This is a genomic window from Archangium gephyra, assembly GCF_042230915.1.
Lineage (GTDB): Bacteria > Myxococcota > Myxococcia > Myxococcales > Myxococcaceae > Archangium > Archangium gephyra_B.
This window is the reverse complement of record NZ_CP102578.1, coordinates 6602762-6624157: the sequence shown is the minus strand read 5'-3', so window position 1 is coordinate 6624157 and position 21396 is coordinate 6602762. Positions and strand designations below refer to the sequence as shown.

Below are 21396 nucleotides of genomic sequence, written 5' to 3'. Positions count from 1 at the left end.
CCGGCTTAGAGATCGCGTGAGGCGTTGTGACGCACGACGCGGAAACCCTCCTCCTCCGAGGGAGGCACGTAATACTTCGTCACCTCGTGGAAGAGTGCCTCGCTCACTTCGCCCCAGAACAGACCTTCGGGGCGCTCGGCGTTGCGCTGGCGCAGGCGCTCCAGGCACAACGTCTCCGGCACGTCGAGGACATGCAGCACGTGGTCCGCCCCCGCGGGCTCGAAGATGCTGCGCACCCAGGCGCGATCGCGTGCCGTGTTCCCCGCGAAGTCGAGCACCACCGAGGCCCCCACGCGCAGGATGTCGCGCAGGTGCGGCACCAGCAGCTTGCGGCAGCGGGCGGCGGCGCGCACGTAGTCCTGCAGCGTCTTCACCTCGCCACCGAGCGAGGCGATCCACTGGTCCTCGCAAATGAGCACCGCGGGGACCTCGAGCGCGAGCTTGCGAGCGAGCGTGGTCTTTCCCGCTCCCACCTTCCCTGCGACGAAGTGCAGCACCGGACGCGTGTTGCTCATGCCTTCAGCGTCTCGCGCGGCCCAGCTGGGGTCAAGGGACAGGATCCGACCGGAGGGAGGGGCAGACAGGTTCCCGCGTCCCGGTGGCGGAGGACTCCCGATGCCTATTGTCGGGGAGCGAACCGCCCCTGGGGGCGGAGGAGATCTCCATGTCCTTGCCGTTACGTCTGGCCGGTGCGGTGCTGGTGCTGGTGCTCGCCTCCTGCACGAGCATCAAGACGAGCACGAACTACGACCCCAACTCCGTGCAGGCATTGGACTCGTACCGCACCTACGCCTGGTTGCCCATGAAGGAGGGGGCGGATCCTCGCATCTACAACCCCATCATCCAGGCGCGCGTCCAGCTGGCGGTGGACCGGGAGCTTCAGGCCCGTGGCTACCAGAAGGTGGAGGAGGGCCAGAGCGCGGACTTCAAGGTGGGCTGGCACGGCGCCATCGACGAGAAGGTAGACGTGGACTACATCAACAACTTCTACGGCTACTCCTGGGACCCCTGGTACGACCCCTTCTTCGGCCCGGTCGCGTACGGCGGGGCGGGGCTGGCCGCCCAGCCCGTCGTCCGCGAGTACCGCGAGGGGACGCTCATCCTCGATGTCGTGGATGGCGACTCGAACAAGCTCGTCTGGCGCGGTACGGCGGAAGCCGAGCTGTCCGAGAACATGGACGCGAAGAAGAGCCAGAAGCTCATCAACAAGGCCGCTGATGAGCTGCTGGAGGACTTCCCGCCCGAGCCCCGGAAGCAGTAGGGGCCAGGCCGTCAATCCGAGGTGACGTCCACGCCGCCCTCGCGCACGCGCCAGCGCGTGGTGGTGCAGCGCTGCGCGAAGTGCGCGTCGTGCGTCACCAGCAGCAGGGCCCCGGGGTACTCGTGCAGGGCCTCCTCCATGTGCTCGATGGAGGGCAGGTCCAGGTGGTTGGTGGGCTCGTCGAGCACCAGCGCCCAGGCGTGCTGCCCGAGCCCGCGCGCGATGAGCAGCTTGCGCGCCTCCCCAGGGGACGGCTGCTCCGTGGCGAGCAGTCGATCCGGATCCACCCCGAGCGCGGCCACCAGGGACAGCACGCGGCCCTTCTCCGTGGGAGGCAGCTCGCGCACCGACTCGAGGGCCTCCTCGGCCTCGTCCGCGCTCAGGTCCTGCGGCACGTACAGCACGCGCTCCAGTGGCACTCGCGCCTGTTCGAGCAGGGCCCGCAGCAGGGTGCTCTTCCCCGCGCCGTTGGGACCCTCGATGCGGATGCGGGCGTCCCTCGGCACGTCGAGCCGCAGCGGACCGAACAGCTCCACCTCGCCCGCGCACAACCGGGGCACGTCGAGGCTGAACACCAGCGCGTGGGGCGGGCGCACGTAGTCGACGAAGATGGAGCGGCCGAGCGTCTTCTCCACCTCAATGGACTCGACGGCACTGGCGGCGCGCTCGGTCTCGCGGCGGATGAGGGTCACGCTGCGGCCCAGACGGGCATCCGCCCAGTTCACGAGGTTCTTGGCGCCCAGGGTGCGCGCGTCGCTGTCGTACTTGTCCCTCATGCGGCTGCCCGTGTTGCGCGCGGCGGAGGCGGCCTCCTGCTCCCGGCGCGTCTGCGTAAGCCGCTGCTGGAGACGGCGGTGCTCCTCCTGGGCCTGGTGCCGGGCGCTGCGGCGGCCCTCCAGCTCGGCTTCCCAGGCCTCGCGCGCGGCGGTGTAGGCCCCGGGCCACAGGCGCACCGTGCCCCCGTGGACGCGCAGCGTGGAGGTGGTGAGGGCCTCGAGCAGCTCGCGGTCGTGCGAGACGACCACGCCCACCCCGCGGAAGCGGCGCAGCGCGGAGATGAGCCACTCCCGGGCCTCGGCGTCGAGGTGGTTGGTGGGCTCGTCGAGCAGCAGCACGTCTGGCTCGCGCGCCAGGGCGGCGCCGATCTGCCAGCGCTTGCGCTCGCCGGGTGACAGCGTGGGCCACCGCTCCAGGGCGGTGGGATCCAACGCGAGCTGGCCCAGCATCCGCCTCGAGCGCGAGTCATACGCCTCCGAGAGCGCGGTGATGTCGGGGGTGATCTCCTCGACGCGCTGCGGGCAGAGGTGGATGAGGGCCGAGGGCGGCTCGAAGCGGAGGTGTCCGTCCGAGGGCTGGAGCTCGCCGGAGATCAGCCGCAGCAGGGTGGATTTGCCGGCGCCGTTGGAGCCGACGAGGCCGGTCCAGCCCGCGGGCAGGTGGAACTCAGCGTCGGAGAAGAGGGGAACGGCGTCGGAGAACGCGAAAGAGACGCGGTGGGCGCGAACGAGTGACACGAGGTACTCCGGAATCGTACCGGGCACGCACGAGGGGCCCGGGGGTTGGCTGGGGACAGCGCCGACGATTCAGGAGTGGATCTTCAATGGAGTACGAAGCCTCGTGTTCGAGGGGGCCCGGAATTCCGGGCTCGGACTGCAGCGCCCGGAACTTTTAACCACTGACGGGCCCCCGCGCAATCCCTGACGCGCTCGTTCTAGCGAGCGGGCACGGTCGCGGCGGCCGCCTGCGCCTGCCGGGCGAGCCGCCAGGCGCCAACGGACGCGGCCAGCGTCGACATCGTGGTCAGCAGGAGCGCCAGGGCCACGTTGTGCAGCGACTCCTGGAACCCGTAGTACAGGATGGCCGGCCTCGGCTCGCCCTGCATCTCAGCGTAGAAGCGCAGCATGGTGATGATGCCCGTGGTGAAGCCCAGGCACCCCGCGAACAGCGTGAATAGCCCCAGGGCGATCATCAATGGAACGTAGCGGGACTCTGGACGGCTGGCGTACCGCAGGCAGGTCCCCAGCAGCGCCAGACCCGCGATGAGCGTGGGGTACATCCCCCAACCACCTGCGATGAACGCATCCGAAATGGACATGTGCTCTCCTTGTGAATGAGCAACCCCTCGGACAATGGGGCGCGCGAAAGGTTCCAACCCGCGAACCGAGAGACCCTCACCCCGTCCCTCTCCCAGGGGGAGAGGGGATGGTGACGCATCCGCGCGGAGTGCTTCGCGCGGATTGTTCCGCCGAGGCTGCTCCGGACTACTCCTCGGAGGGGAGCGCCGGGCGGTTGCGCACCGGCACCGCGGGCGGCTGGGTCTGCAGCGTGCGCGAGAGCGCCTGGGCGCTCCGGGCCGCCGCGCCCGACGCGGGCTGCGACTGGGTGGTGCCCTCCTTGGCGAACACCTCCTTGAGCATCGCGATGCTGCCCAGCGCCGTCGTGGCCTCGTAGGGGACGAACATCTTGTTGTCGCCCTTGCCCAGCTCCTGCAGCGTCTCCATGTAGCGCAGCGCCAGCACCTCGGGCGTCGCGCCTCCACCGGAGTTCACGGCATCGAAGACGAGCCGCGTGGCCTCGGCCTTCGCCTCCGCGTCCAGCAGCGTGGCGCGCTTGCGGCCCTCGGCGCGCGCCACCTCCGCGTCACGCTCGGCCTCGGCGCGCAGGATCCGCGAGATCTTCTCGCCCTCGGCCTGGAGGATGGCCGCGGACTTGTCTCCCTCGGCCTTGGTCACCTCGGCGCGGCGCTCGCGCTCGGCCGTCATCTGCTTGGCCATGGCGTCCTTGATGGCCGCGGGCGGTTCGATCTCGCGCAGCTCCACCCGCGTCACCTTCACGCCCCACTTCTCGGTGGCCTCGTCCAGCACCATGCGCAGCTTGGTGTTGACCGTCTCGCGGCTGGTGAGCGTCTGGTCCAGCGTCAGTCCGCCCATGATGTTGCGCAGGTTCGTCATCGTCAGCTGCTCGATGGCCAGCGCCAGGTTCTCCACCGCGTAGAGCGCCTTCGCGGCATCCACGATCTGGTAGTAGATGACCGAGCCCACCTCCATGGTGACGTTGTCATGGGTGATGGCCTGCACCGTCTCGAAGCCCATGACCTGCTCGCGCAGGTCCACCAGGTGGCTGCGGTAGTAGCGGTTGCCGACGCGCATCTCCATGACGCGGGGCGAGTCGAAGAACGGGATGAGGATGTTCGGTCCGCTGGTCGCGACGCTGTGAAACTTTCCCAGGCGCTCCACCACCATGACCTTGGCCTGGGGAACGATGCGCAGGCCCTTGACCATGGCGAACACCACGGCCACCGCACCAATGACAAAGAGGGCAGTACCCATCTAACGACCTTCCTTCTTCTGTTTCGGAGACACTTCCAGGGATGCGGCGGGGCGCCGCACCCAGAGCTTCAAACCTTCCACCTGCTCGACCACGACGAGCTCGCCCGCCGCCACGCCGCCCCCGAGGGAGCGCGCGGACCAGAGCTCTCCGTTGATGCGCACGGTGCCGCCGTGCCCCTCCACGAGGGCCTCGGTCACCACGGCTTCATGGCCCACCATCGCCTCCACGCCCGTCTTCATCTTGGACGCGTTGCGCATGAAGGCCTTCTTGAAGATGGTGCGCGAGCCGGCGAAGAGTGCCAGCGACACGGCCATGAAGACCAGGAGCTGGAAGTTGATGCCCAGCCCCAACGCCGCGATGAGGGCGGCAGCCAGTGCCCCCACGGCGAACCAGAGCACCACGAAGCCGGGGAGGGCCATCTCCAGCGCTCCCCCGATGATCGCGGCGAGGATCCACAACTGCCAGCCATGGATGTCCATGAATGCTCCTGTTCTGGCTGGAGCTTGCCACCTTGGAGACGCGGTGCGCCAGGACCGTCGTCCCGGGGCCGACATTCCCCGCCCGCCAGAGAGGACGGCGGGGTAGGCTCCGCCGCCGTCGAAGCCCCGGAGGAGTGCGCCACGGGCAGCCCGGGGACAGGAGGCACGTGATGGCCGGAAGAGTCGAGGGCAAGGTGGCACTGGTGACGGGCGCGGCGTCGGGGCTGGGCAAGGCCGCGGCGGCGATGCTGGTGCGCGAGGGCGCCCGGGTGGCGCTCACCGACCGCAACGAGGCCGGTGTCCGGGAGGTGGCCGCGTCGCTGGGCGAGTCCGCGCGCGCCTGGGCGCTGGACGTCACGAAGGAGCCGGACTGGGCGCGGGTGGTGGACGAGGTGGTGGCCACGTTCGGCCGGCTGGACGTCGTCGTGAACAACGCGGGCATCGGCGTGTCCAAGGACATCGAGTCGCTTTCACTGGAGGAGTGGCGGCTCGTGCACGCCGTGAACCTGGACGGCGTGTTCCTGGGCTGCAAGCACGCCATCCGCGGCATGCGCCAGAGCGGCGCGAAGGGCTCCATCATCAACATCAGCTCGGTGGCGGGGCTGGTGGGGGTGGACACGCTGCCGGCGTACTGCTCGAGCAAGGCCGGGGTGCGCCTGCTCACCAAGTCGGTGGCGCTGCACTGCGCGCGCAAGGGCTACGGCATCCGCTGCAACTCCGTGCACCCCACCTTCATCGAGACGCCCATGGTGGATGACCTGGCCAGCCTGACGGGTGATATGGCGGCGGGGAAGGCGCGGCTCGCGCGCATGATTCCGCTCGGCCGCATCGGCGAGCCGGACGACATCGCCTACGCGGTGCTCTACCTGGCCTCGGACGAGTCCAAGCTGATGACCGGCTCGGAGCTCGTCGTGGACGGTGGCACCACGGCGATGTGAGCCGCCTTCAACCCTGGAGCACCCCATGCCCTTCCTGGACGTCAATGGCACCCGTCTCTATTACGAGGACACCGGCGGCTCGGGAGAGCCCATCGTGTTCAGCCACGGCCTCCTGTGGAGCGGCCGGATGTTCGACAAGCAGGTGGCGGCGCTGAAGGACCGCTACCGCTGCATCACCTACGACCACCGCGGCCAGGGCCAGAGCGACGTGTGGAAGGTGGACGCCGTGGACATCGAGACGGTGTTCGCGGACGCGGTGGGCCTCATCGAGAAGCTGGGCGTGGGGCCGTGCCACTTCGTGGGGCTGTCCATGGGCGGCTTCGTGGGGATGCGGCTGGCGGCCCGGCGGCCGGATCTGCTGCGCTCGCTGGTGCTGATGGAGACCTCGGCGGACCCGGAGCCGGTGGAGAACGTGCCGAAGTACAAGAGCCTCAACTTCGTCGCGCGCTGGCTCGGGCTGGGACTGGCCGCGGCTCCGGTGATGAAGATCATGTTCGGCCGCACGTTCCTGGAGGATCCGGCGCGCTCGGCGGAGCGGGAAGAGTGGGCGCGCCGGCTGAGGGAGAACCGGCGCGACATCTGGCGCGCGGTGAACGGGGTCATCCGGCGGCGGGGCGTGTCCGTGGAGCTGACGAGCATCAGGACGCCGACGCTGATCATGGTGGGCGAGGAGGACGTGGCCACGGTGCCGGCCAAGGCCGAGCGCCTCCACGCGGCCATCGCGGGCTCGAAGCTGGTGAAGATGGCTCGCGGTGGGCACACCTCGACGGTGGAGGCGCCGGAGCTGGTGAATCCGCCGCTGGTGGGCTTCCTGGAGGAAGTGTCCTCGGGGAAGTGGCAGGTGAGCTGAGCAGGGACCTGGGACCGAGCCCCGCCCGGGAGCGGGGGTGGAGTTGGCGCATGGGAGTGTTGACCCTGGTGCGGCATGGGCAGACGTCCGGCGAGTGGCACGACCGGGACCGGCTGTCGGAGCTGGGTGCGCGTCAAGCGGCGCGGCTGGGCGAGGTGTGGGCGGCGTCGGAGCACGCGTTCGAGGCGGTGTACGTGGGGCCGGCCCGGCGCCATCAGCAGACGTGCGAGGCGGTGAGGGCGGCCTACCTGGCGCGAGGGCTGAGGTTCCCCGAGCCGGTGGTGCTGCCGGAGCTGGACGAGTACGCGGCGGAGCCGCTGTTCCGGGTGCTGCTGCCGAAGCTGGCGGAGCGGGACGAGCGGGTGCGGGAAGTGGTGGAGTCGGGCGGACTGGAGGGGAGGGACGGAACGCTGCGGCTGTTCCGGCTGTTGGATCCCCTGGGCAGGGCGTGGGCGCGGGGCGAGCTGGAGGATCCAGCGGTGGAGCGCTGGAGCACGTTCGTGTCGAGGGTGGAGGCGGGGCTGCGGAAGATGATGCACCAGCCGTGGAGGAAGGCGGAGGTGGCGGCGTTCACCTCGGCGGGGCCGATGGCGGTGGTGACGGGGCTGACGCTGGAGGCGAGCCCGGAGAAGATCTTCGCGCTGAGCCTCATGGTGTGGAACACGGCCTGTACGGACTTCCTCTTCTCGGGAGACCGCATCTCGCTGCGGAGCTTCAACGGGACGCCGCACCTGCTGGAGCCCGAGCTCCAGACGATGCGCTGAGACGCTGAGACAAGGACGGAGCGAAGAAGGGGAGGGCTCAATGAGCACGCCGGAGTGGCTGGACCGGACGCGGGCGGTGCGTCCCGGGGAGGAGTTGGACGCCGCGTGGCTGGAGAAGTACCTGGCGGACAAGGTGCCGGGCCTGACGGGGCCGCTGGGGGTGGAGCAGTTCCCGGGAGGGCACTCGAACCTGACGTACCTGCTGCGGATGGGCGAGCAGGAGCTGGTGCTGCGCCGGCCGCCATTCGGAGCCAAGGCGATCAAGGCCGGGCACGACATGGGCCGGGAGTACCGGATCCTCAGCGCGCTGCTGCCGGTGTACCCGAAGGTGCCCCGCCCGCTGGTGTTCTGCGCGGAGACCGAGTCTCCGATGGGGGTGCCCTTCTACGTGATGGAGCGGGTGCGCGGGGTCATCATCCGCGCGAAGCCTCCGAAGGGCGTGGAGCTGACGCCGGAGCTCATGCGGAAGCTCTCGGAGAACTTCGTGGACAACCTGGTCGAGCTGCACGCGGTGGACTGGCGCGCGGCGGGACTGGGGGAGATCGGAAAGCCGGAGGGGTACCTGGGCCGGCAAGTGGCGGGGTGGACGGAGCGCTACGGCAAGGCGAGGACGGACGACATCCCCGAGATGGAGCAGGTGGCGAAGTGGCTGGCGGGGAACCTGCCGGCGGAGCTGGCGCCGACGCTGATCCACAACGACTACAAGTACGACAACCTGGTGCTGGATCCGGACCGGCTCCCGGGCATCCGCGCGGTGCTGGACTGGGAGATGGCGACGATCGGCGATCCGCTGTCGGACCTGGGGATGGCGCTGGCGTACTGGGCCGAGGCATCGGATCCCGAGGCGCGGCGGGCGCTGCCCTTCGGGCCGACGATGCTGCCGGGCAACCTGACGCGCGAGGAGCTGGTGGCGCGGTACGCGGAGAAGAGTGGCAGGGACACGAGGGGAATCGCGTTCCACTACGTGCTGTCACTCTTCAAGGTGTCGGTGATCGCGCAGCAGATCTACTCCCGGTTCAAGCAGGGCCTGACGAAGGACGAGCGCTTCGCGGCGATGATCGTCGGGGTCCAGGTGCTCTCACGGACGGCGGCCCGGGCCATCGAGACCGGAACCCTCCGCCCGTGAGCGGACGGCCCTTCATCCCGGCGGAGGCCCCAGGAGTCCCAGGAGGGCCCTGCCGAGGAGGTCGCGCGTGACGGCGGGAGACCAGGCCATCAACGGCCCGCTCATGGCGTCGCGGACGTAGCGCTCGATGGGGCGGCTCTTCAGGTAGCCCGAGCCCCCCGCGATCTCCAGGGCCGCGGTGGCGATGGCGATGGCGGCCTCGTTGGCCACGATCTTGGCCTGCATCTGCAGGAAGGGGGAGTCCGGAGCGCGCTGGTCGGTGGCGGTGGCCGAGCGCATGGCCAGGGAGCGCGCCGCTTCCAGCCGGGTGCTCATGTCCGCCACGGAGAACTGGACCCACTGCAGCTCGGCGAGCGGCTTGTTCTCCGGGGGCAGCCGGCGCTCCTTGGCGTAGCCGATGGCGAAGCCCATCGCCGCCTCGGCGATGCCAATGGAGATCCACGGCAGCCCCACGGAGATGGCGTTGGGCTGGGTGGGATCGAGCCGCAGCCTCCGGGACTCCGGCAGCAGCGTGTCCTGGAAGTGCAGGAGCTGGCTGCGGGTGGCCCGCATGCCCATGGGATCCCAGATCTCCTCCACCCGGACGGAGTCATCCTTGTCGATGAGGAAGAAGCCGGGCTGCCCGTCACAGAGGGCGCTGGTGATGAGGTACTTCGCGCCCTCGCCGCCAGAGACGAAGCGTTTGGCCCCCGTGAGGCGCCAGCCCTCCTCCGTGCGGCGGGCCTGCTGCAGCGGCATCAGGAACTGGTTGCCGCTGGTGGGCTCGCCCAGGGCGTTGCCGAACCAGGCGCCACGGCGGAACTCCGCCTCCATGAGGGCCGCCTGCTCCGGGTCCACCAGGGCCCGCAGCGCCACCGCCACGCCCTGGTGCATCAGCCAGACCGTCCCGAAGGAGGCATCCCCGCGGGACAGGATGCTGACGATCCGCCCGAAGGTCAGCCAGGAGGCCCCCTCCAGCAGCGCCGTATTCAGCGGCGAGCGGTTCATGGCCTCCCTGCCCTCCACGGGGAAGGTGGTCTCGCGATCGTGCTTCGCGGCCTGCTCGGCCAGCAGCACCTGGATTCGCTCCGCTTCCTTCAGAAGATCCGCTTCCGTCATGGCTGTCTCCCCTCGCGGGCCATCCTACCGGCGGCGTTTGCGGCGCACGAGGACAACAGCGCCCACCATGGGCAGCAGCAGGAAGCCAAGGCCCACCGTGGCCACCGTCCGGAGCCGCCAGGTCCGCCAGGGCATGGCGAGCTTCTGGTTGCGCAGCCGCTCGAAGTCCGGCTCCGGGCAGCTCTGGCCGAACATCATCTCGTCGGAGATCAGCGCGCCGTTCTTCACGTAGGTGCTCCAGAGCCGATGGGTCCGCTCCGGCTCGGTCCTCGAGACGAAGCGCGCGGCGTGGCACAGGAGCGCGGCGTACGCTTGACTGCGGGGAGGCACCAACTGCGCGGCCTTCTCGGCGAGATCCGCCGCCGTGGAGCGGTAGTGGAAGCGCAGCGTGTGCGGTGGGGCGTTGGCGGTCAGCCGCTCACGCTCCGCCTCCGAGTTGAGCGGCAGCTCCCCCAGGATGGCCCGCGCCGGGGAGCCCTCGGAGACCCGCTGCATCTCGGCATTCCACTCGCCTACGTCGAACTCTCCTGCCACCCAGCTCCAATCGGGAGCCACCTCGGTGCCCATCAGCTCCATGCCGGCGGAGCGGGCGAGCCGTGCCGCCGAGAAGAGCGCCTGGGCCTCATCCAGATCGCGCCACGCGGACCGCGCCTGCTCGAGCGCCTCCACGTACTTGCGCGCGGGCTCCTCCCAGGCCGTGCCCCGGAAGTACTCCAGGGACTCCTGGCCCCGCCCGCTACGCATCAGGCGCCGCCCGAGCAACAGGCGGAGCTGGGCGTTCACGTCCTTGCGCTCGTTCTCCTCCTGCCACAAGCCGGGCTCGGGCTTGCACTGGAGCTCCGGGCTGGAGGCATGGGCCGCGATGAACCGCTGCAACTCCTCCACCGTCAGCACGCGCTCCGCCACGTAGGCGATGTCCGGCCACGAGCAGGTCTTCAGCACGCGCTCCGCCGCCTGCGGGATGTCCCCGCGCAGGAGCGCCAGGAGGGTGCGTTCTCCCTCCACGTGTGCCCTTGGACGCACCGGCTGCAGCCACTCCCTGACCGCCCAGTTCTCCTTCTCCGGGAAGCCCTCCGAGGCCTCCGCGAGGAACTGCTCCGCCGCCGCCTTGTCTCCACGGCGCAGCGCCAGCTTCGCCTTCACCCAGGCGGCGAGCGGGGTCCGCTCCTGTCCCGCGAACCGCTCGGCGAGATCGAAGCGTCCCGCGCGCCACGCTCCCGCCGCCAGCCGGTCCGCCCCGGCCAGCCCGGGCACGGCCGCGAGTGCTTCCATCAGCCGCGGCAGCGGCGTGGGGGACTCCGCCTCGTCCACCCAGAGCGTCTCATGCCCGCGCGTCCAGGCGTAGGTCGCCATCAGGCGCTGCCCCACGGGGTCCCTCAACACCTGCTGCATGCGTGCCTCGTCCCGGGCGATTGCCCGCGCCACGAACAGCAGCGAGGCCGCTCCGCTCCCGCTTCCGTGAGCGGCTTGCTCCGCGTAGAGCCGGATCGCCCCCGCATCGTCACCCTCCCGCAGGAGCTGCCGCGCCTCCTCGCCCAGGCTGGCGGCTGCGAGGCCCAGGGGATCCTCGAAGCCTTGGCGGGCCAGTTCGCGCACCTCGGCGAAGCGCCGCGGTCCCTCTTGCTCCGTTCCCGCGCCCGCCATCCGTCCCAGCATGAAGGCCGCGAAGGTGGAGAACCGGCGGCGCTCCCCGGCGGGCAGTGCGAGCACCTCCAGGAAACGGGCCCGGGCCTCGTCCCAGTTCCCCTCGTGGAACGCCTTCGCGCCGGACTGGTACAGCTCCGTCTCGCGGGCACCGCCGCCCGTCCGGGCCCCCTCCGGCTCCTCGCCGCTCTCGACCACGGCGAAGGCCTCCGCCGGCTTCGGCAGCAGGTGCGAGGCCTCGTGCAGGAAGGCGCCGTCCGGCAGCTCCGCCAGCAGACGGGCCCGGTCGCCCAGCAGCTCGGGCGGGAAGTCGGGGCCACAGGCGCGCGCGCGGCGCACGGGCGTGAGCACCACCAGGAAGACCAGGAACGTCAATGCACTACGGAGCAGCAATGGCCACCTCGGATCCCCGCACGAAGCCGATGATCCGGCGCTCGCCCGCGCGCAGCCGGGGAGGCGTGCGCGCCACGAGCGAGGTTCCCCGCGGGGCGTAACCACTTACGCCATCGAGGACCTCGAGCTTGCCGGAAAGGGTGAGGCGCGCGGGGGCGGGGGCGTCCACGCGGCCGGTGTTCTCGATGACGATGTCCAGCGTGCCTCCGCCCGCATCCACCAGGCGCGGGAGCAACCGCGGATCGAGCGCTTCGCCCCGCACCACCGCCGAGAGGGTGGGCAGGCTCCAGGCCTCCGGATCTCCCCGGTGGCCGAGCCGGAACCAGACGAAGCCCGCGACTCCCTCCACGGGGCGCTCGCGCAGTCCGGCCAGGAAGCGGGCCACCTCGCGAGGCTCCGCGGACAGGGGCGTCCCATCGCGCAGCTGCACGCGGTAGGTGGGGAGCGCCACGTGGAAGGGCCGACGGGTGGCCCGAGACCAGGCCTCGGTGAAGCTCCGGGCCTCCTCGGGGGTGAAGAGCGTGGGGGCGCGCACGGCGTGCACCTGGAGCACGATACCGTCGGGAATGGAGACGAGCCGGGCGAGCGCTGGCGAAGTGCTCCACGTGGGCAGCGCCGTGAGGGAGAGCGTCAGGTCTCCGAGTGCCGCCCGCTCGCGTGCCAGCCAGTCCGCGTAGGCGGGCAGTGCGGCGGTGGCGCAGTCATGGTCCAGCTCGATGCCTCGGACGCGCACGCCCTGGGCCCGCCAGGCACGCGCGTGGGTGGCGACCTCCTGGAGGGAGATGCCCTTGAGCGGTGCCGTACCATCCACCCGCATCACCGCCACCACCTCGCGGCCGCTGCGAGCCAGGGCCGCCACATCCACCGCGACATCCACCGGCGTGCGCGTGGGCCCGGACCGCTCGCGCGCCAGCACCCGGAGCGCTCCGAGTTCGGGAGGAACCTGCGTGACGGCCTGGCTCAGCTCCGGGCTCCAGTCGCGCTGCCAGACGTAGGACTCGTGGACGAGGGCCTGGGGTTGCCGCGAGTCCCCCCGCGAGCACGCGAGGCCGAGCGCGAGGAGCAGCACGCCCAGCCACCCCCAGGTGCATCGTCGTATCGAGGACACCCGCGAATCCTAACCCGGTTCTCGCGGACCCACTCCCTCGCCCTTCGGGAGAGGGCGGGGGTGAGGGTATCGAGAGCCCCGGGTTCCCCTCGTGGATCAGACGTCCCGAGTCCCCATCCGTCCTCACACTCCGCAAGAAGGTCACGCGGAGGGATCCCACTTTCAGAGTGACGTGACACGGCGGGTAGAGTGAACGTACCTACCGGGGCGGGCCTTCCGCCTGAACGGCTGCTCAGTAGGTTGGCGAGCGTGTACGCCGAGCTGGTTTGCCGGTCGAATTTCTCGTTTCTGCGCGGGGCCTCGCACCCCGAGGAACTGATCCAGGCCGCGGCCGAGCGGGGACTGTCCGCCGTGGCGCTGGCGGACGGGGACGGCCTGTACGGGGCGGTGAAGGCCCACCTCGCGGCGAGGGACGCGGGCATCAAGTACCTGATCGCCAGCGAGCTGACGCTGATGGATGGCCCGCGGGTGGTGGTGTACGCGCAGGACGCGAGGGGCTACGCGAACCTGAGTCGGCTGATCTCGAAGAGCCGGATGCTGCACCCCAAGGGCGAGGCGGGCCTGCCATGGCGCGAGCTGGCGGAGGGCAACGAGGGGCTCCTGGCGCTGCTGCCGTACCCGGTGGAGGCGGCGCAGGTGGCGCCGCTGGCGGAGTCCTTCCGGGAGCGTTTCTACGTGGGCATGTGCCGCACGCTGTCCTCGGGAGACGAGGCGCGGGTGGCGAAGGCGAAGGCCCTGGCGAAGACGCTCGGGGTGCCGCTGTGCGCGCACAACGACGTGCACACGCACCAGCGGAGCCGCCAGCCGTTGCAGGACGTGCTCACGGCCATCCGGTACAAGACGACGCTGGGGCAGCTCGGGACGAGGCGGCTGCCCAACGCGGAGCGGACGCTGAAGGGGCCGGAGGAGATGGCCCGGTTGTTCGCGGACTGCCCGGAGGCGCTGGAGCGCACGCTGGAGCTGGCGAGCCGCTGCAACGCGACGCTGGACGGGCTGCGCTACCACTTCTCGGAGCAGGATCTCCCGCCAGGGCACACGACGGCGACGTGGCTGCGCGAACTGACGTACCAGGGGCTCCAGGTGCGCTACCCGGGAGGCGTGCCGCCCGAGGTGGTGAAGCAGATCGAGCACGAGCTGAAGCTGATCGCGGCCCTGGACTTCGCGGGGTACTTCCTGGCGATCTGGGACATCGTGCGGTTCGCGCGCTCGAAGGGGATTCTGTGCCAGGGGCGAGGGAGCGCGGCGAACTCGGCGGTGTGCTACGCGCTGGGCGTCACGGCGATCGATCCGGTGCGGATGGGGCTGCTCTTCGAGCGCTTCCTGAGCATGGAGCGCAAGGAGCCGCCGGACATCGACGTGGACTTCGAGCACGAGCGGCGCGAGGAAGTGCTGCAGTACGTGTACGAGAAGCACGGCCGGCACCGGGCGGGGATGGTGTGCGAGGTCATCTGCTACCGGGGACGGCTGGCGCTGCGCGAGGTGGGCAAGGCGCTCGGGCTGTCGTTGGATCAGGTGGACCGGCTGGCGAAGGTGGCGGGCGCGCACGGCGAGATGTCGCTGGAGTTGCTGAAGGAGGTGGGGCTGTCGGAGGAGGACCGGCGGGTGCGGCAGACGCTCGCGCTGGCGCAGGAGATCGAGAGCTTCCCGAGACACCTCTCCATCCACGTGGGCGGGTTCGTGATCACGCGCGAGCCGCTGGTGGAGATGATCCCCGTGGAGAACGCGGCGATGAAGGGCCGCACGGTGGTGCAGTGGGAGAAGGACGACCTGGAGGCGGTGGGCGTCCTGAAGGTGGACTTGCTGGGGCTCGGGATGCTGACGGCGCTGGCGAAGTGCCTGGCGCTGATCAAGGAGCACCACGGGCGCGAGCTGACGCTGGCCACGATTCCGGCGGAGGATCCGAAGGTCTACGAGATGCTGTGCAACGCGGACTCGATCGGGGTGTTCCAGATCGAGAGCCGGGCGCAGATGAACATGCTGCCGAGGCTGAAGCCGCGGTGTTTCTATGACCTGGTGGTGGAGATCGCGCTGATCCGGCCGGGGCCGATCGTCGGGGACATGGTGCACCCGTACCTGCGGAGGCGGGAGGGGAAGGAGCCGGTGGAGTACCCGTCGGAGGACGTGCGGCGGATTCTGCAGAAGACGCTGGGGGTGCCGCTCTTCCAGGAGCAGGCGATGAAGCTGGCGATGGCGGTGGCGGGCTTCACGCCAGCGGAGGCGGACGGGCTGAGGCGGGCGCTGTCACACAAGCGGGCGGAGGAGCGGCTGGGGCCGTTCCACCAGCGCTTCGTCGAGGGAGGCGTGGCGCGGGGGTACACGCCCGAGTACGTGGACACGCTGTTCCGGCAGTTCCGCGGGTTCGCGCACTACGGCTTCCCGGAGAGCCACTCGGCGAGCTTCGCGCTGCTGGCGTACGCGTCGTCGTGGCTGAAGTGCCACTACCCGGCGGCCTTCACGGCGGCGCTGCTGAACTCGCAACCGATGGGCTTCTACGCGCCGCACACGCTGGTGGCGGACGCGCAGCGGCACGGGGTGAAGGTGCTGGGCGTGGACGTGAACCACTCGGGGTGGGACTGCACGATGGAGGAGGGCGGGGCGCTGCGGTTGGGGATGCGGATGGTGCGAGGCTTCCAGGAGGCAGCGGGGCGGAGGGTGGAGGCGGCGAGGCAGGGCACGCGCTACGCGAGCGTCGGGGACCTGGCACGGCGGACACGGGCGCCCCGGCACGAGCTGGCGCGGCTGGCGTTGTCTGGGGCGCTGGGGAGCATCAGCGGCTCGCGGCGGGACGCGCTGTGGGAGATCCAGGCGCTGGGACCGCTGGAGGAGAACGACCTGTTCTTCGGGATGGCGATGGACGGGACGCAGGTGGAGCTGCCACAGATGAACGTGGCGGAGCGGGTGAGCAAGGACTTCGAGACGGTGGGGGTGTCGCTGGAGAAGCACCCGCTGGAGCTGTTGAGACCGGCGCTGCGCAAGCGGGGCGCGGTGACGGCGGCGGGGCTGGAGCGGGTGCGAGCGGGGGCTCGGGTGGCGGTGGGAGGGATGCTCATCTGCCGGCAGATGCCGCCGACGGCGAAGGGGTTCTGCTTCCTGTCGCTCGAGGACGAGACGGGAATTGCGAACCTGGTGGTGGCACCGGACGCGTACGCGCGGTTCCGCAAGGACATCCACGGCGCGCTGTTCCTGGTGGGGCAGGGGACGCTGGAGAAGACGGGGAAGGTGCTGAACGTGAAGGTGCAGCAGCTGGAGCCGCTCGCCTCTACGCTATAGGCGTAGGGCAGGGGAGATAAGCTCATGCGCCGATACGACCACGCCCATGATCGCGTTGTATTGCTGGGCCTCGTTTTGGTCTGTGCATTCCAGTGGGCATGCGCGACCATCGTTCAAGGCGGCATACCTCCATCTGCATTCGACTTCAGAAACGTCGTGCCTGTCAGTCAGAAGGACCCGAGCGGCTGGAAGGCCGCCAAGGTCAAGATTCTTCTGGGTCGGCTTTCCTCGGCGTTTCCGACAGCCGCCTACTGCGACATCGAGGTGGGGATCCCTGAAATCAACTTTCGTGGTCCGGTTCCCGACGGATTCGCACAGCTCGAAGCTGCGGCGGCTGCGGATGCCGCAGCCCGAATCGTGTTGTCCCAGGGAATTCCCCCCACCTCCATCTTGTGCCGTCGCTTTCAGGAAGAGATGGAACGCATCCTCAGCGCGGCCATCCCGGGGGTTCGCGTCACGAAGTTTCTGACGCCGAACGTTCCTCACAAGACCTTCCCCTGACCGGATGAGCAGCGGACATGGTTTCCAGTCCCATGCGTGTAGGCCCTGGAATCGGCGTTCCATTCCGGGCATGAGGAGACTCGCCGCATGGATACGCACTTCACTGTCGATGAGCTACTGGCGCTCGTGCATCGCTTCTATCCCTCGAACCTCGAGGGTAACGATCCCCGACACGAGACCTCGGAGGAGTTCCAGCGGTTGCTGGCCGCGCGCGAGGCCGCCATGGCGGATACCCCTCGAGCGCAGGCCTGGGACTCCTTCTTCCGGCGTCTACGCGATGCAGTGCCTGGGAGCCATGTCGAGAACTGGTCCACGCTTCGTTACGACGCTTGTTGGAGGTGCCGTGTCTATCTTCCGGGGACCTCTCCGACCTCTACAGAGGTAAAGGCCGTTGTTGGTCTCGTGAGCATTCTTGCTCCGGTGTTCGCCATCTATGCGTCCCACCAGACCTATGAGGGCCAGCGGGTTTCGAATACTCGCCTCTTCTTTCCCCCGATGCCCACCGAGTTCCATGAGCAAGAGGCCATATTGGATGGGCTCATCCGCTCTTCGTTCGGCTTCGAGCGTTTGCCGAACGAAATCCTCTTCACTCCTGTTTCGGACCTCCAGGTCGGCAACAAGGCACCCGAAAAGGTGCAGCTCATCGACTGCCTCTTCACAGACAACCGTTGGTAACGGTTCCGAAGCCGCTCAATGGACGACGAGCCGGGCGCGCTGGGCGGCCGGGCGCACGCGGGCCGTGGTCCCCGCGTTGAAGGCCAGGAAATCCTCCTCCATTCCGTCGCTGAAGATGACGCCCCCGGCCGGCATTCGTGACTCCACCTCCAACTCCTGCTGTGCGCTGACAAAGCCAGCCACAACGCTGGCCGCCGAGTGCCGGCTGATGAAGGGCTCGCGCACCACGAAGGCCAGCCGCGGGTCTTCCCAGGTGAGCCGCCACGGCTGGCCAGGCTGTCCACCCGTCACCGCCGTGAGTCCCTGGGCGAGCGTGAACACCGAGGATAGCCATCCGCTCGATCCCGCCCCCGTGGAGACGATGATGCCGCTGGAGGACTGGGACTCGGCGCGGCGCTCGTAGTGCAGGGTGTAGCGGGCGGAGACGTGGGTGCGCGCCCCAAGGAACAGGTCGTTGAACCCGAGCAGCCGCTGGCCATCGCTCAGCACCACCTCGGCGAGCGTCACCTCGCGGAAGCGGGCCTGAGCCTCCAGCACGTGGCGCACCGCCACCCTCGCCTTGTCGACGCCGAAGGGCAGCAGCACGCCGTCGAAGCGCTCGGGGTCCGGGTTGACGCCGACGATGGGCTGCGAGCCCACGTACTTGGCTACGTTGGCCACCAGGCCGTCCTGGCCCACCGTCACTACCAGCTCCTTGCCGGTGAAGAGGAAGGTGGGCACCAGCGAGCGATCCACCTGCTGCACCGGCAGGCCGAGCTCCAGCAGCTTGTGCAGCGCATCGAGCGAGCGGCGGTAGGTGTCATCCTCCCGCGCGTAGTCCTCGAAGTCCTGTCCGGCGTGCTCCAGGTAGAAGCGCGCCTGCGAGCGCGTGTTGAAACGCTCCACCAGTTCGGCGAGCCGCGTCTTGCGGGTGACGAGGACGATCTTCTCGTACTCAGCCATGGCGACCCTGGTTGCCCGACGGGGCCGAGAGCAGCGAGCGCAGCAGGTCCGGGGATACGTTCAGCTCGCCGATCTTCCCCGCGTTCTCCGCCATCTCGCGGAAGGCGAGCGCGATGTTCAGCTTGGGGTCGCTCCCTCCGCCAGCCGCCGCCATGAGCACCTTCCAGTCCATGTCCCGAACCGGGGCGAGCGTCTTCTCCAGCGCGTAGGCCTTGGCCTCGGCGGCCTTGCGCTCGTTCTCGCTCCAGCGCTCCATGAAGGAGGCGCGCTGCTCCTCCACGGCGATGTCCGCGGCGATCTGCGCCTCGCGGATCCGCCGCTTGCCGGCCTCCACGGACAGCTCGGTGGCGATCTCGCTCTCCTTGATGCGCCGCTCCTGCTCCACGGCGGCGTTGCGGCGGGCGTAGATGGCCTCGTCCGCGCGCCGCTGGAGGGCCTCGCGGGCCTCGGCCTCCAGGGCCCGAGCCATCTCCGGGGTGGGGCGCGCCGACAGCAGCGCGAAGCCCTGCACCTCCACGCCGAGCATCCGCACCGCCTCCGTCTCACGCAGCCCCGCGAGCACCTTGCCCTCGATGGTGGCCGCCTGCACGAGCACCTCGCGCAGGGGCATGGACTGCACCACCGTGCGGGCGCGCACCTGGGCGATCTGGACGAGCCGCTCCTCGAGTTTCGAGGGGTCTTCCGAGGCGTACTCGCCCGAGGGCTTCACGGAGTAGTCCAGCAGCCCGGCGAGCAGCTTGGGATCGGCCACCCGGTAGGTGAGCTGGCCCTGGAGGGTGACGGCCTGGAAGTCCTGGGTGACCTCGTTGAAGGCGAAGGGGACGTCCGAGCTGGCGAGCGGTACGGCGACCACGGTGGTGGTAGGCGCCCAGTAGAAGAAGGAGAGGCCCGGCCCCTCCCGCTTCACCCGTCCATCCTTGAACTGCATGACGTACGTCGTCGGAGGCGCCTTCATGTACCGGATGCTCATGGCCCGACTCTCTTTGTCTTCGTGTTTTAATAACACCAACATAGTGTCCATTGAACACGAATGCAACAGGGAATAGCTCTGTGGATGCTCCCTCTCCCTCTGGGAGAGGGCTGGGGTGAGGGTGTATGGCCCCACGGGTTGTGCCGCGCGTAACCAATCCGGCCCTCTGACGGAGCCGTCGGCTTGACAGTGGGACTCGTGACCACCTGACATCGGGACGCCCACGTAAAGAGAGGCCCAGCATGTCGATTCATCATCCCCCCTCGAGTGAGCGGCGGTGCTCGCGAGTGGGGGCGTTGGCCCTGGTCGCGCTGGTACTCCTAGGGGCATGCACCACGGGTCTGCCCTCAGGGGGACGGCTGCTGGCGCAGCGCGAGCAGCCACCAGGGATGCGCCAGTCCTCGGAAACCCGGAAGTGGACGGAGGCGGCCCGGGGCGAGGCGGACCATGACGCGCTGCTCTTCGCCAGGTTGCCCACGGACTTCGGGCCGGTGCGAGTCGGTGACGCGGAGTTCAAGGCCGCACTGTCGAGGATGGTGCTGGACATGCCGCTGCGGGTGGCCTCCTCGGCTCCTGAGAGGCGCGGCGGCGGGTGGATGCCCGGCACCGGGGGCTCGGGCGGGGAGGCGTGGCAGGCAGAGCTGACCCGGTCCTACATGCGTCACTGCGAGCAGCGCGGAACGCCGGGCGACTGCTTCACGCGGCTCGAGGACGGGCCCTTCCTCCAGGAGGACGACAAGCGAAGCATCGCCATGGCCCTGGCGGTGGGCCCGGCGCTGGAGGGCGTGGATGCGGAGGTGAGGGCCATGCTCGATCCGACGCGAGTGCTGGCGACGCTCAGCATCTCCATCACGGCGTACATGGCGTTGGTGGCGGCACCGGATCCGGTGCTGACCAAAGGCGTGGCGGCTGGGGCCGCGTTGCTCTTGTGGGGTTACCTCGGGTTCGAGTTCTTCGATCTGATCCGGGCCTACAGGCGACTCTCCGAGGAAGCGGCGCGGGCCACTACGTTCGCGGAACTGCGCGAGGCGGGTGAGCGGTTCGGCCGCGTTATTGGTCCCAACAGCGTGCGCATTCTCGTGCTGGTGGGGACGGCGGCGGTAGGGGAGACAGCGGCACTCGTCTCCAAGGCGCCGAAGCTGCCGGGCTTCGAGCAGGCCTCGCGCACCATTGAGTTCAACACCGGCTGGAGCCTGATGGATGCGGCGGTTGGGGCCGAGCGGGTCATCGTGTCCATGCCCGAGGGGACGCTCCGGGCCGTGCTGCCCATGACGGCCGTGGCCATGACGGCCCGAGGCGGTGGGGACAAATCATCTGGAGGCGGGAGCGGGACACCCAAGGAGGGCAGGGTGCTGCCGAATGGGCACCGGGCCTTCAAGTCCTTCGATGACTTCAAGGACTTCATGGGCCCCGCAGGCGAGGGAAAGCAATGGCATCACATCGTCGAACAGCGCAATGTGAACGTTGAGCGGTTCGGATCGGAGGCCATTCATAATACCGAGAATGTGATTGCAGTGGACAAGGCAAAGCATGATGCAATAAGCGCCTTCTACTCCTCCAAAGATCCTCAGGCCGGTGGCATGGTGGTGCGCGAATGGCTCCGTACGCAATCCTATGAGAAGCAACGCGCTTTCGGGTTGATGGTGTTGAGGCAGTTTGGAGTTGCCCCATGAAGAAGTTGGATGTGCGGAAGATCCCAACGGAGCAGCTTGTCGAAAAGACCAGAACCCTCTCCGCAGAGAGGATGCGCGCCATCTATGCAGGCAAGCCAAAAGATGGAAACCGCATGTTCGATCTTCTCGTTTCGATTCACAGGGAACTGCGGGCAAGGGGTATAGAAGCGCAGCGGAGATTGTTGGTGTTACTCGATGATCCAGACCTGGGAACTCGTTGTTGGACTGCAACGGCGGTCATGGAGTTTGCGCCGGAAGAAGGGGAACGGGTGCTTGCCGATCTCGCACGAAGCGCTGGTGGGCTGGTTGGATTTTCCGCGGAGTGGGCATTGGAGGAGTGGAAGGCGGGAACTTTGAAGCCAATTTGATGTGGC

The 21396-nt window shown here is 69.1% G+C and carries 20 protein-coding genes; 10 read left to right on the top strand and 10 right to left on the bottom strand.

Annotated features, from left to right (window positions below; genetic code table 11):
* Nucleotides 1-5: 5 nt before the first annotated feature.
* The gene (locus tag NR798_RS25975; RefSeq protein WP_375765186.1) at nt 6-515 is read right to left on the bottom strand and encodes an AAA family ATPase; all 510 of its coding nucleotides are present in this window, start codon (nt 513-515) and stop codon (nt 6-8) included.
* 149 nt (nt 516-664) lie between these two features.
* Here NR798_RS25975 and NR798_RS25970 point away from each other — a divergent pair, with 149 nt between their 5' ends.
* Complete coding sequence (locus NR798_RS25970; RefSeq protein ID WP_375765185.1) at nt 665-1261, top strand: DUF4136 domain-containing protein; 597 nt, start codon at nt 665-667, stop codon at nt 1259-1261.
* 11 nt (nt 1262-1272) lie between these two features.
* Here NR798_RS25970 and NR798_RS25965 read toward each other — a convergent pair whose 3' ends face one another.
* From NR798_RS25965 to NR798_RS25950, 4 genes are all read right to left on the bottom strand, one after another.
* Complete coding sequence (locus NR798_RS25965; RefSeq protein WP_375765184.1) at nt 1273-2775, bottom strand: ATP-binding cassette domain-containing protein; 1503 nt, start codon at nt 2773-2775, stop codon at nt 1273-1275.
* Nucleotides 2776-2972: 197 nt separating this feature from the next.
* Entirely contained in the window at nt 2973-3356 is a 384-nt protein-coding gene (locus NR798_RS25960) for a hypothetical protein (protein ID WP_375765183.1), read from the bottom strand.
* 166 nt (nt 3357-3522) lie between these two features.
* Nucleotides 3523-4590 (bottom strand): SPFH domain-containing protein, encoded by a 1068-nt coding sequence (locus tag NR798_RS25955; protein WP_375765182.1) that lies wholly within the window; start codon nt 4588-4590, stop codon nt 3523-3525.
* Nucleotides 4591-5070, bottom strand: coding sequence for an NfeD family protein (locus tag NR798_RS25950; RefSeq protein WP_375765181.1), 480 nt, complete (start codon nt 5068-5070; stop codon nt 4591-4593).
* Between the two features lie 170 nt (nt 5071-5240).
* Between NR798_RS25950 and NR798_RS25945 the strand changes: the two genes are divergently transcribed.
* The 4 genes from NR798_RS25945 to NR798_RS25930 are packed head-to-tail and all read left to right on the top strand — an operon-like array spanning nt 5241 to nt 8748.
* Nucleotides 5241-6008 (top strand): glucose 1-dehydrogenase, encoded by a 768-nt coding sequence (locus NR798_RS25945; protein WP_375765180.1) that lies wholly within the window; start codon nt 5241-5243, stop codon nt 6006-6008.
* A 25-nt stretch (nt 6009-6033) separates the two neighbouring features.
* Nucleotides 6034-6858 carry an alpha/beta fold hydrolase gene (locus NR798_RS25940; protein ID WP_375765179.1) on the top strand — a complete coding sequence of 275 codons (825 nt, stop codon included), beginning with the start codon at nt 6034-6036 and terminating at the stop codon, nt 6856-6858.
* A gap of 50 nt (nt 6859-6908) precedes the next feature.
* A complete protein-coding gene (locus NR798_RS25935) occupies nt 6909-7622 on the top strand; it encodes a histidine phosphatase family protein (RefSeq protein ID WP_375765178.1) in 714 nt (237 codons plus the stop codon).
* A 40-nt stretch (nt 7623-7662) separates the two neighbouring features.
* Nucleotides 7663-8748: a phosphotransferase family protein gene (locus NR798_RS25930; RefSeq protein WP_375765177.1), complete on the top strand. Its 1086-nt coding sequence runs from the start codon at nt 7663-7665 to the stop codon at nt 8746-8748.
* A 12-nt stretch (nt 8749-8760) separates the two neighbouring features.
* Here the strand turns inward: NR798_RS25930 and NR798_RS25925 are convergent, their stop codons facing one another.
* From NR798_RS25925 to NR798_RS25915, 3 genes are read right to left on the bottom strand one after another with little or no spacing between them, the layout of a single operon-like run.
* Nucleotides 8761-9846 (bottom strand): acyl-CoA dehydrogenase family protein, encoded by a 1086-nt coding sequence (locus NR798_RS25925; RefSeq protein ID WP_375765176.1) that lies wholly within the window; start codon nt 9844-9846, stop codon nt 8761-8763.
* A 24-nt stretch (nt 9847-9870) separates the two neighbouring features.
* The gene (locus tag NR798_RS25920; RefSeq protein WP_375765175.1) at nt 9871-11865 is read right to left on the bottom strand and encodes a hypothetical protein; all 1995 of its coding nucleotides are present in this window, start codon (nt 11863-11865) and stop codon (nt 9871-9873) included.
* A gap of 4 nt (nt 11866-11869) precedes the next feature.
* Nucleotides 11870-12991, bottom strand: a complete 1122-nt coding sequence (locus NR798_RS25915) for a DUF3142 domain-containing protein (protein ID WP_375765174.1) — start codon at nt 12989-12991, stop codon at nt 11870-11872.
* Between the two features lie 249 nt (nt 12992-13240).
* On the opposite strand from NR798_RS25915, the gene NR798_RS25910 reads away from it, so the two are divergent.
* From NR798_RS25910 to NR798_RS25900, 3 genes are all read left to right on the top strand, one after another.
* Nucleotides 13241-16261: an error-prone DNA polymerase gene (locus NR798_RS25910; RefSeq protein WP_375765173.1), complete on the top strand. Its 3021-nt coding sequence runs from the start codon at nt 13241-13243 to the stop codon at nt 16259-16261.
* A gap of 24 nt (nt 16262-16285) precedes the next feature.
* On the top strand, nt 16286-16762 hold the full coding sequence (locus tag NR798_RS25905; RefSeq protein ID WP_375765172.1) for a hypothetical protein: 477 nt from the start codon (nt 16286-16288) through the stop codon (nt 16760-16762).
* Nucleotides 16763-16849: 87 nt separating this feature from the next.
* Complete coding sequence (locus NR798_RS25900; RefSeq protein WP_375765171.1) at nt 16850-17437, top strand: hypothetical protein; 588 nt, start codon at nt 16850-16852, stop codon at nt 17435-17437.
* Nucleotides 17438-17452: 15 nt separating this feature from the next.
* On the opposite strand, the gene NR798_RS25895 is transcribed toward NR798_RS25900, so the two are convergent.
* Both NR798_RS25895 and NR798_RS25890 read right to left on the bottom strand, forming a co-directional pair.
* On the bottom strand, nt 17453-18379 hold the full coding sequence (locus NR798_RS25895) for an NAD+ kinase (protein WP_375765170.1): 927 nt from the start codon (nt 18377-18379) through the stop codon (nt 17453-17455).
* On the bottom strand, nt 18372-19349 hold the full coding sequence (locus NR798_RS25890) for an SPFH domain-containing protein (protein WP_375765169.1): 978 nt from the start codon (nt 19347-19349) through the stop codon (nt 18372-18374). Before NR798_RS25890 ends, NR798_RS25895 begins: the two co-directional genes overlap by 8 nt.
* A gap of 389 nt (nt 19350-19738) precedes the next feature.
* Between NR798_RS25890 and NR798_RS25885 the strand changes: the two genes are divergently transcribed.
* Together NR798_RS25885 and NR798_RS25880 are read left to right on the top strand one after the other, a co-directional pair.
* On the top strand, nt 19739-21022 hold the full coding sequence (locus NR798_RS25885; protein WP_375765168.1) for a hypothetical protein: 1284 nt from the start codon (nt 19739-19741) through the stop codon (nt 21020-21022).
* The gene (locus NR798_RS25880; protein ID WP_375765167.1) at nt 21019-21390 is read left to right on the top strand and encodes a DUF2019 domain-containing protein; all 372 of its coding nucleotides are present in this window, start codon (nt 21019-21021) and stop codon (nt 21388-21390) included. Before NR798_RS25885 ends, NR798_RS25880 begins: the two co-directional genes overlap by 4 nt.
* Nucleotides 21391-21396: the final 6 nt, after the last annotated feature.

Bases quoted from the DNA above. Each gene is read 5' to 3' on its own strand.
- NR798_RS25975 (WP_375765186.1), bottom strand. From the start codon at position 515: ATGAGCAACACGCGTCCGGTGCTGCACTTCGTCGCAGGGAAGGTGGGA.
- NR798_RS25970 (WP_375765185.1), top strand. From the start codon at position 665: ATGTCCTTGCCGTTACGTCTGGCCGGTGCGGTGCTGGTGCTGGTGCTC.
- NR798_RS25960 (WP_375765183.1), bottom strand. From the start codon at position 3,356: ATGTCCATTTCGGATGCGTTCATCGCAGGTGGTTGGGGGATGTACCCC.
- NR798_RS25955 (WP_375765182.1), bottom strand. From the start codon at position 4,590: ATGGGTACTGCCCTCTTTGTCATTGGTGCGGTGGCCGTGGTGTTCGCC.
- NR798_RS25950 (WP_375765181.1), bottom strand. From the start codon at position 5,070: ATGGACATCCATGGCTGGCAGTTGTGGATCCTCGCCGCGATCATCGGG.
- NR798_RS25945 (WP_375765180.1), top strand. From the start codon at position 5,241: ATGGCCGGAAGAGTCGAGGGCAAGGTGGCACTGGTGACGGGCGCGGCG.
- NR798_RS25940 (WP_375765179.1), top strand. From the start codon at position 6,034: ATGCCCTTCCTGGACGTCAATGGCACCCGTCTCTATTACGAGGACACC.
- NR798_RS25935 (WP_375765178.1), top strand. From the start codon at position 6,909: ATGGGAGTGTTGACCCTGGTGCGGCATGGGCAGACGTCCGGCGAGTGG.
- NR798_RS25930 (WP_375765177.1), top strand. From the start codon at position 7,663: ATGAGCACGCCGGAGTGGCTGGACCGGACGCGGGCGGTGCGTCCCGGG.
- NR798_RS25925 (WP_375765176.1), bottom strand. From the start codon at position 9,846: ATGACGGAAGCGGATCTTCTGAAGGAAGCGGAGCGAATCCAGGTGCTG.
- NR798_RS25905 (WP_375765172.1), top strand. From the start codon at position 16,286: ATGCGCCGATACGACCACGCCCATGATCGCGTTGTATTGCTGGGCCTC.
- NR798_RS25900 (WP_375765171.1), top strand. From the start codon at position 16,850: ATGGATACGCACTTCACTGTCGATGAGCTACTGGCGCTCGTGCATCGC.
- NR798_RS25895 (WP_375765170.1), bottom strand. From the start codon at position 18,379: ATGGCTGAGTACGAGAAGATCGTCCTCGTCACCCGCAAGACGCGGCTC.
- NR798_RS25890 (WP_375765169.1), bottom strand. From the start codon at position 19,349: ATGAGCATCCGGTACATGAAGGCGCCTCCGACGACGTACGTCATGCAG.
- NR798_RS25885 (WP_375765168.1), top strand. From the start codon at position 19,739: ATGCGCCAGTCCTCGGAAACCCGGAAGTGGACGGAGGCGGCCCGGGGC.
- NR798_RS25880 (WP_375765167.1), top strand. From the start codon at position 21,019: ATGAAGAAGTTGGATGTGCGGAAGATCCCAACGGAGCAGCTTGTCGAA.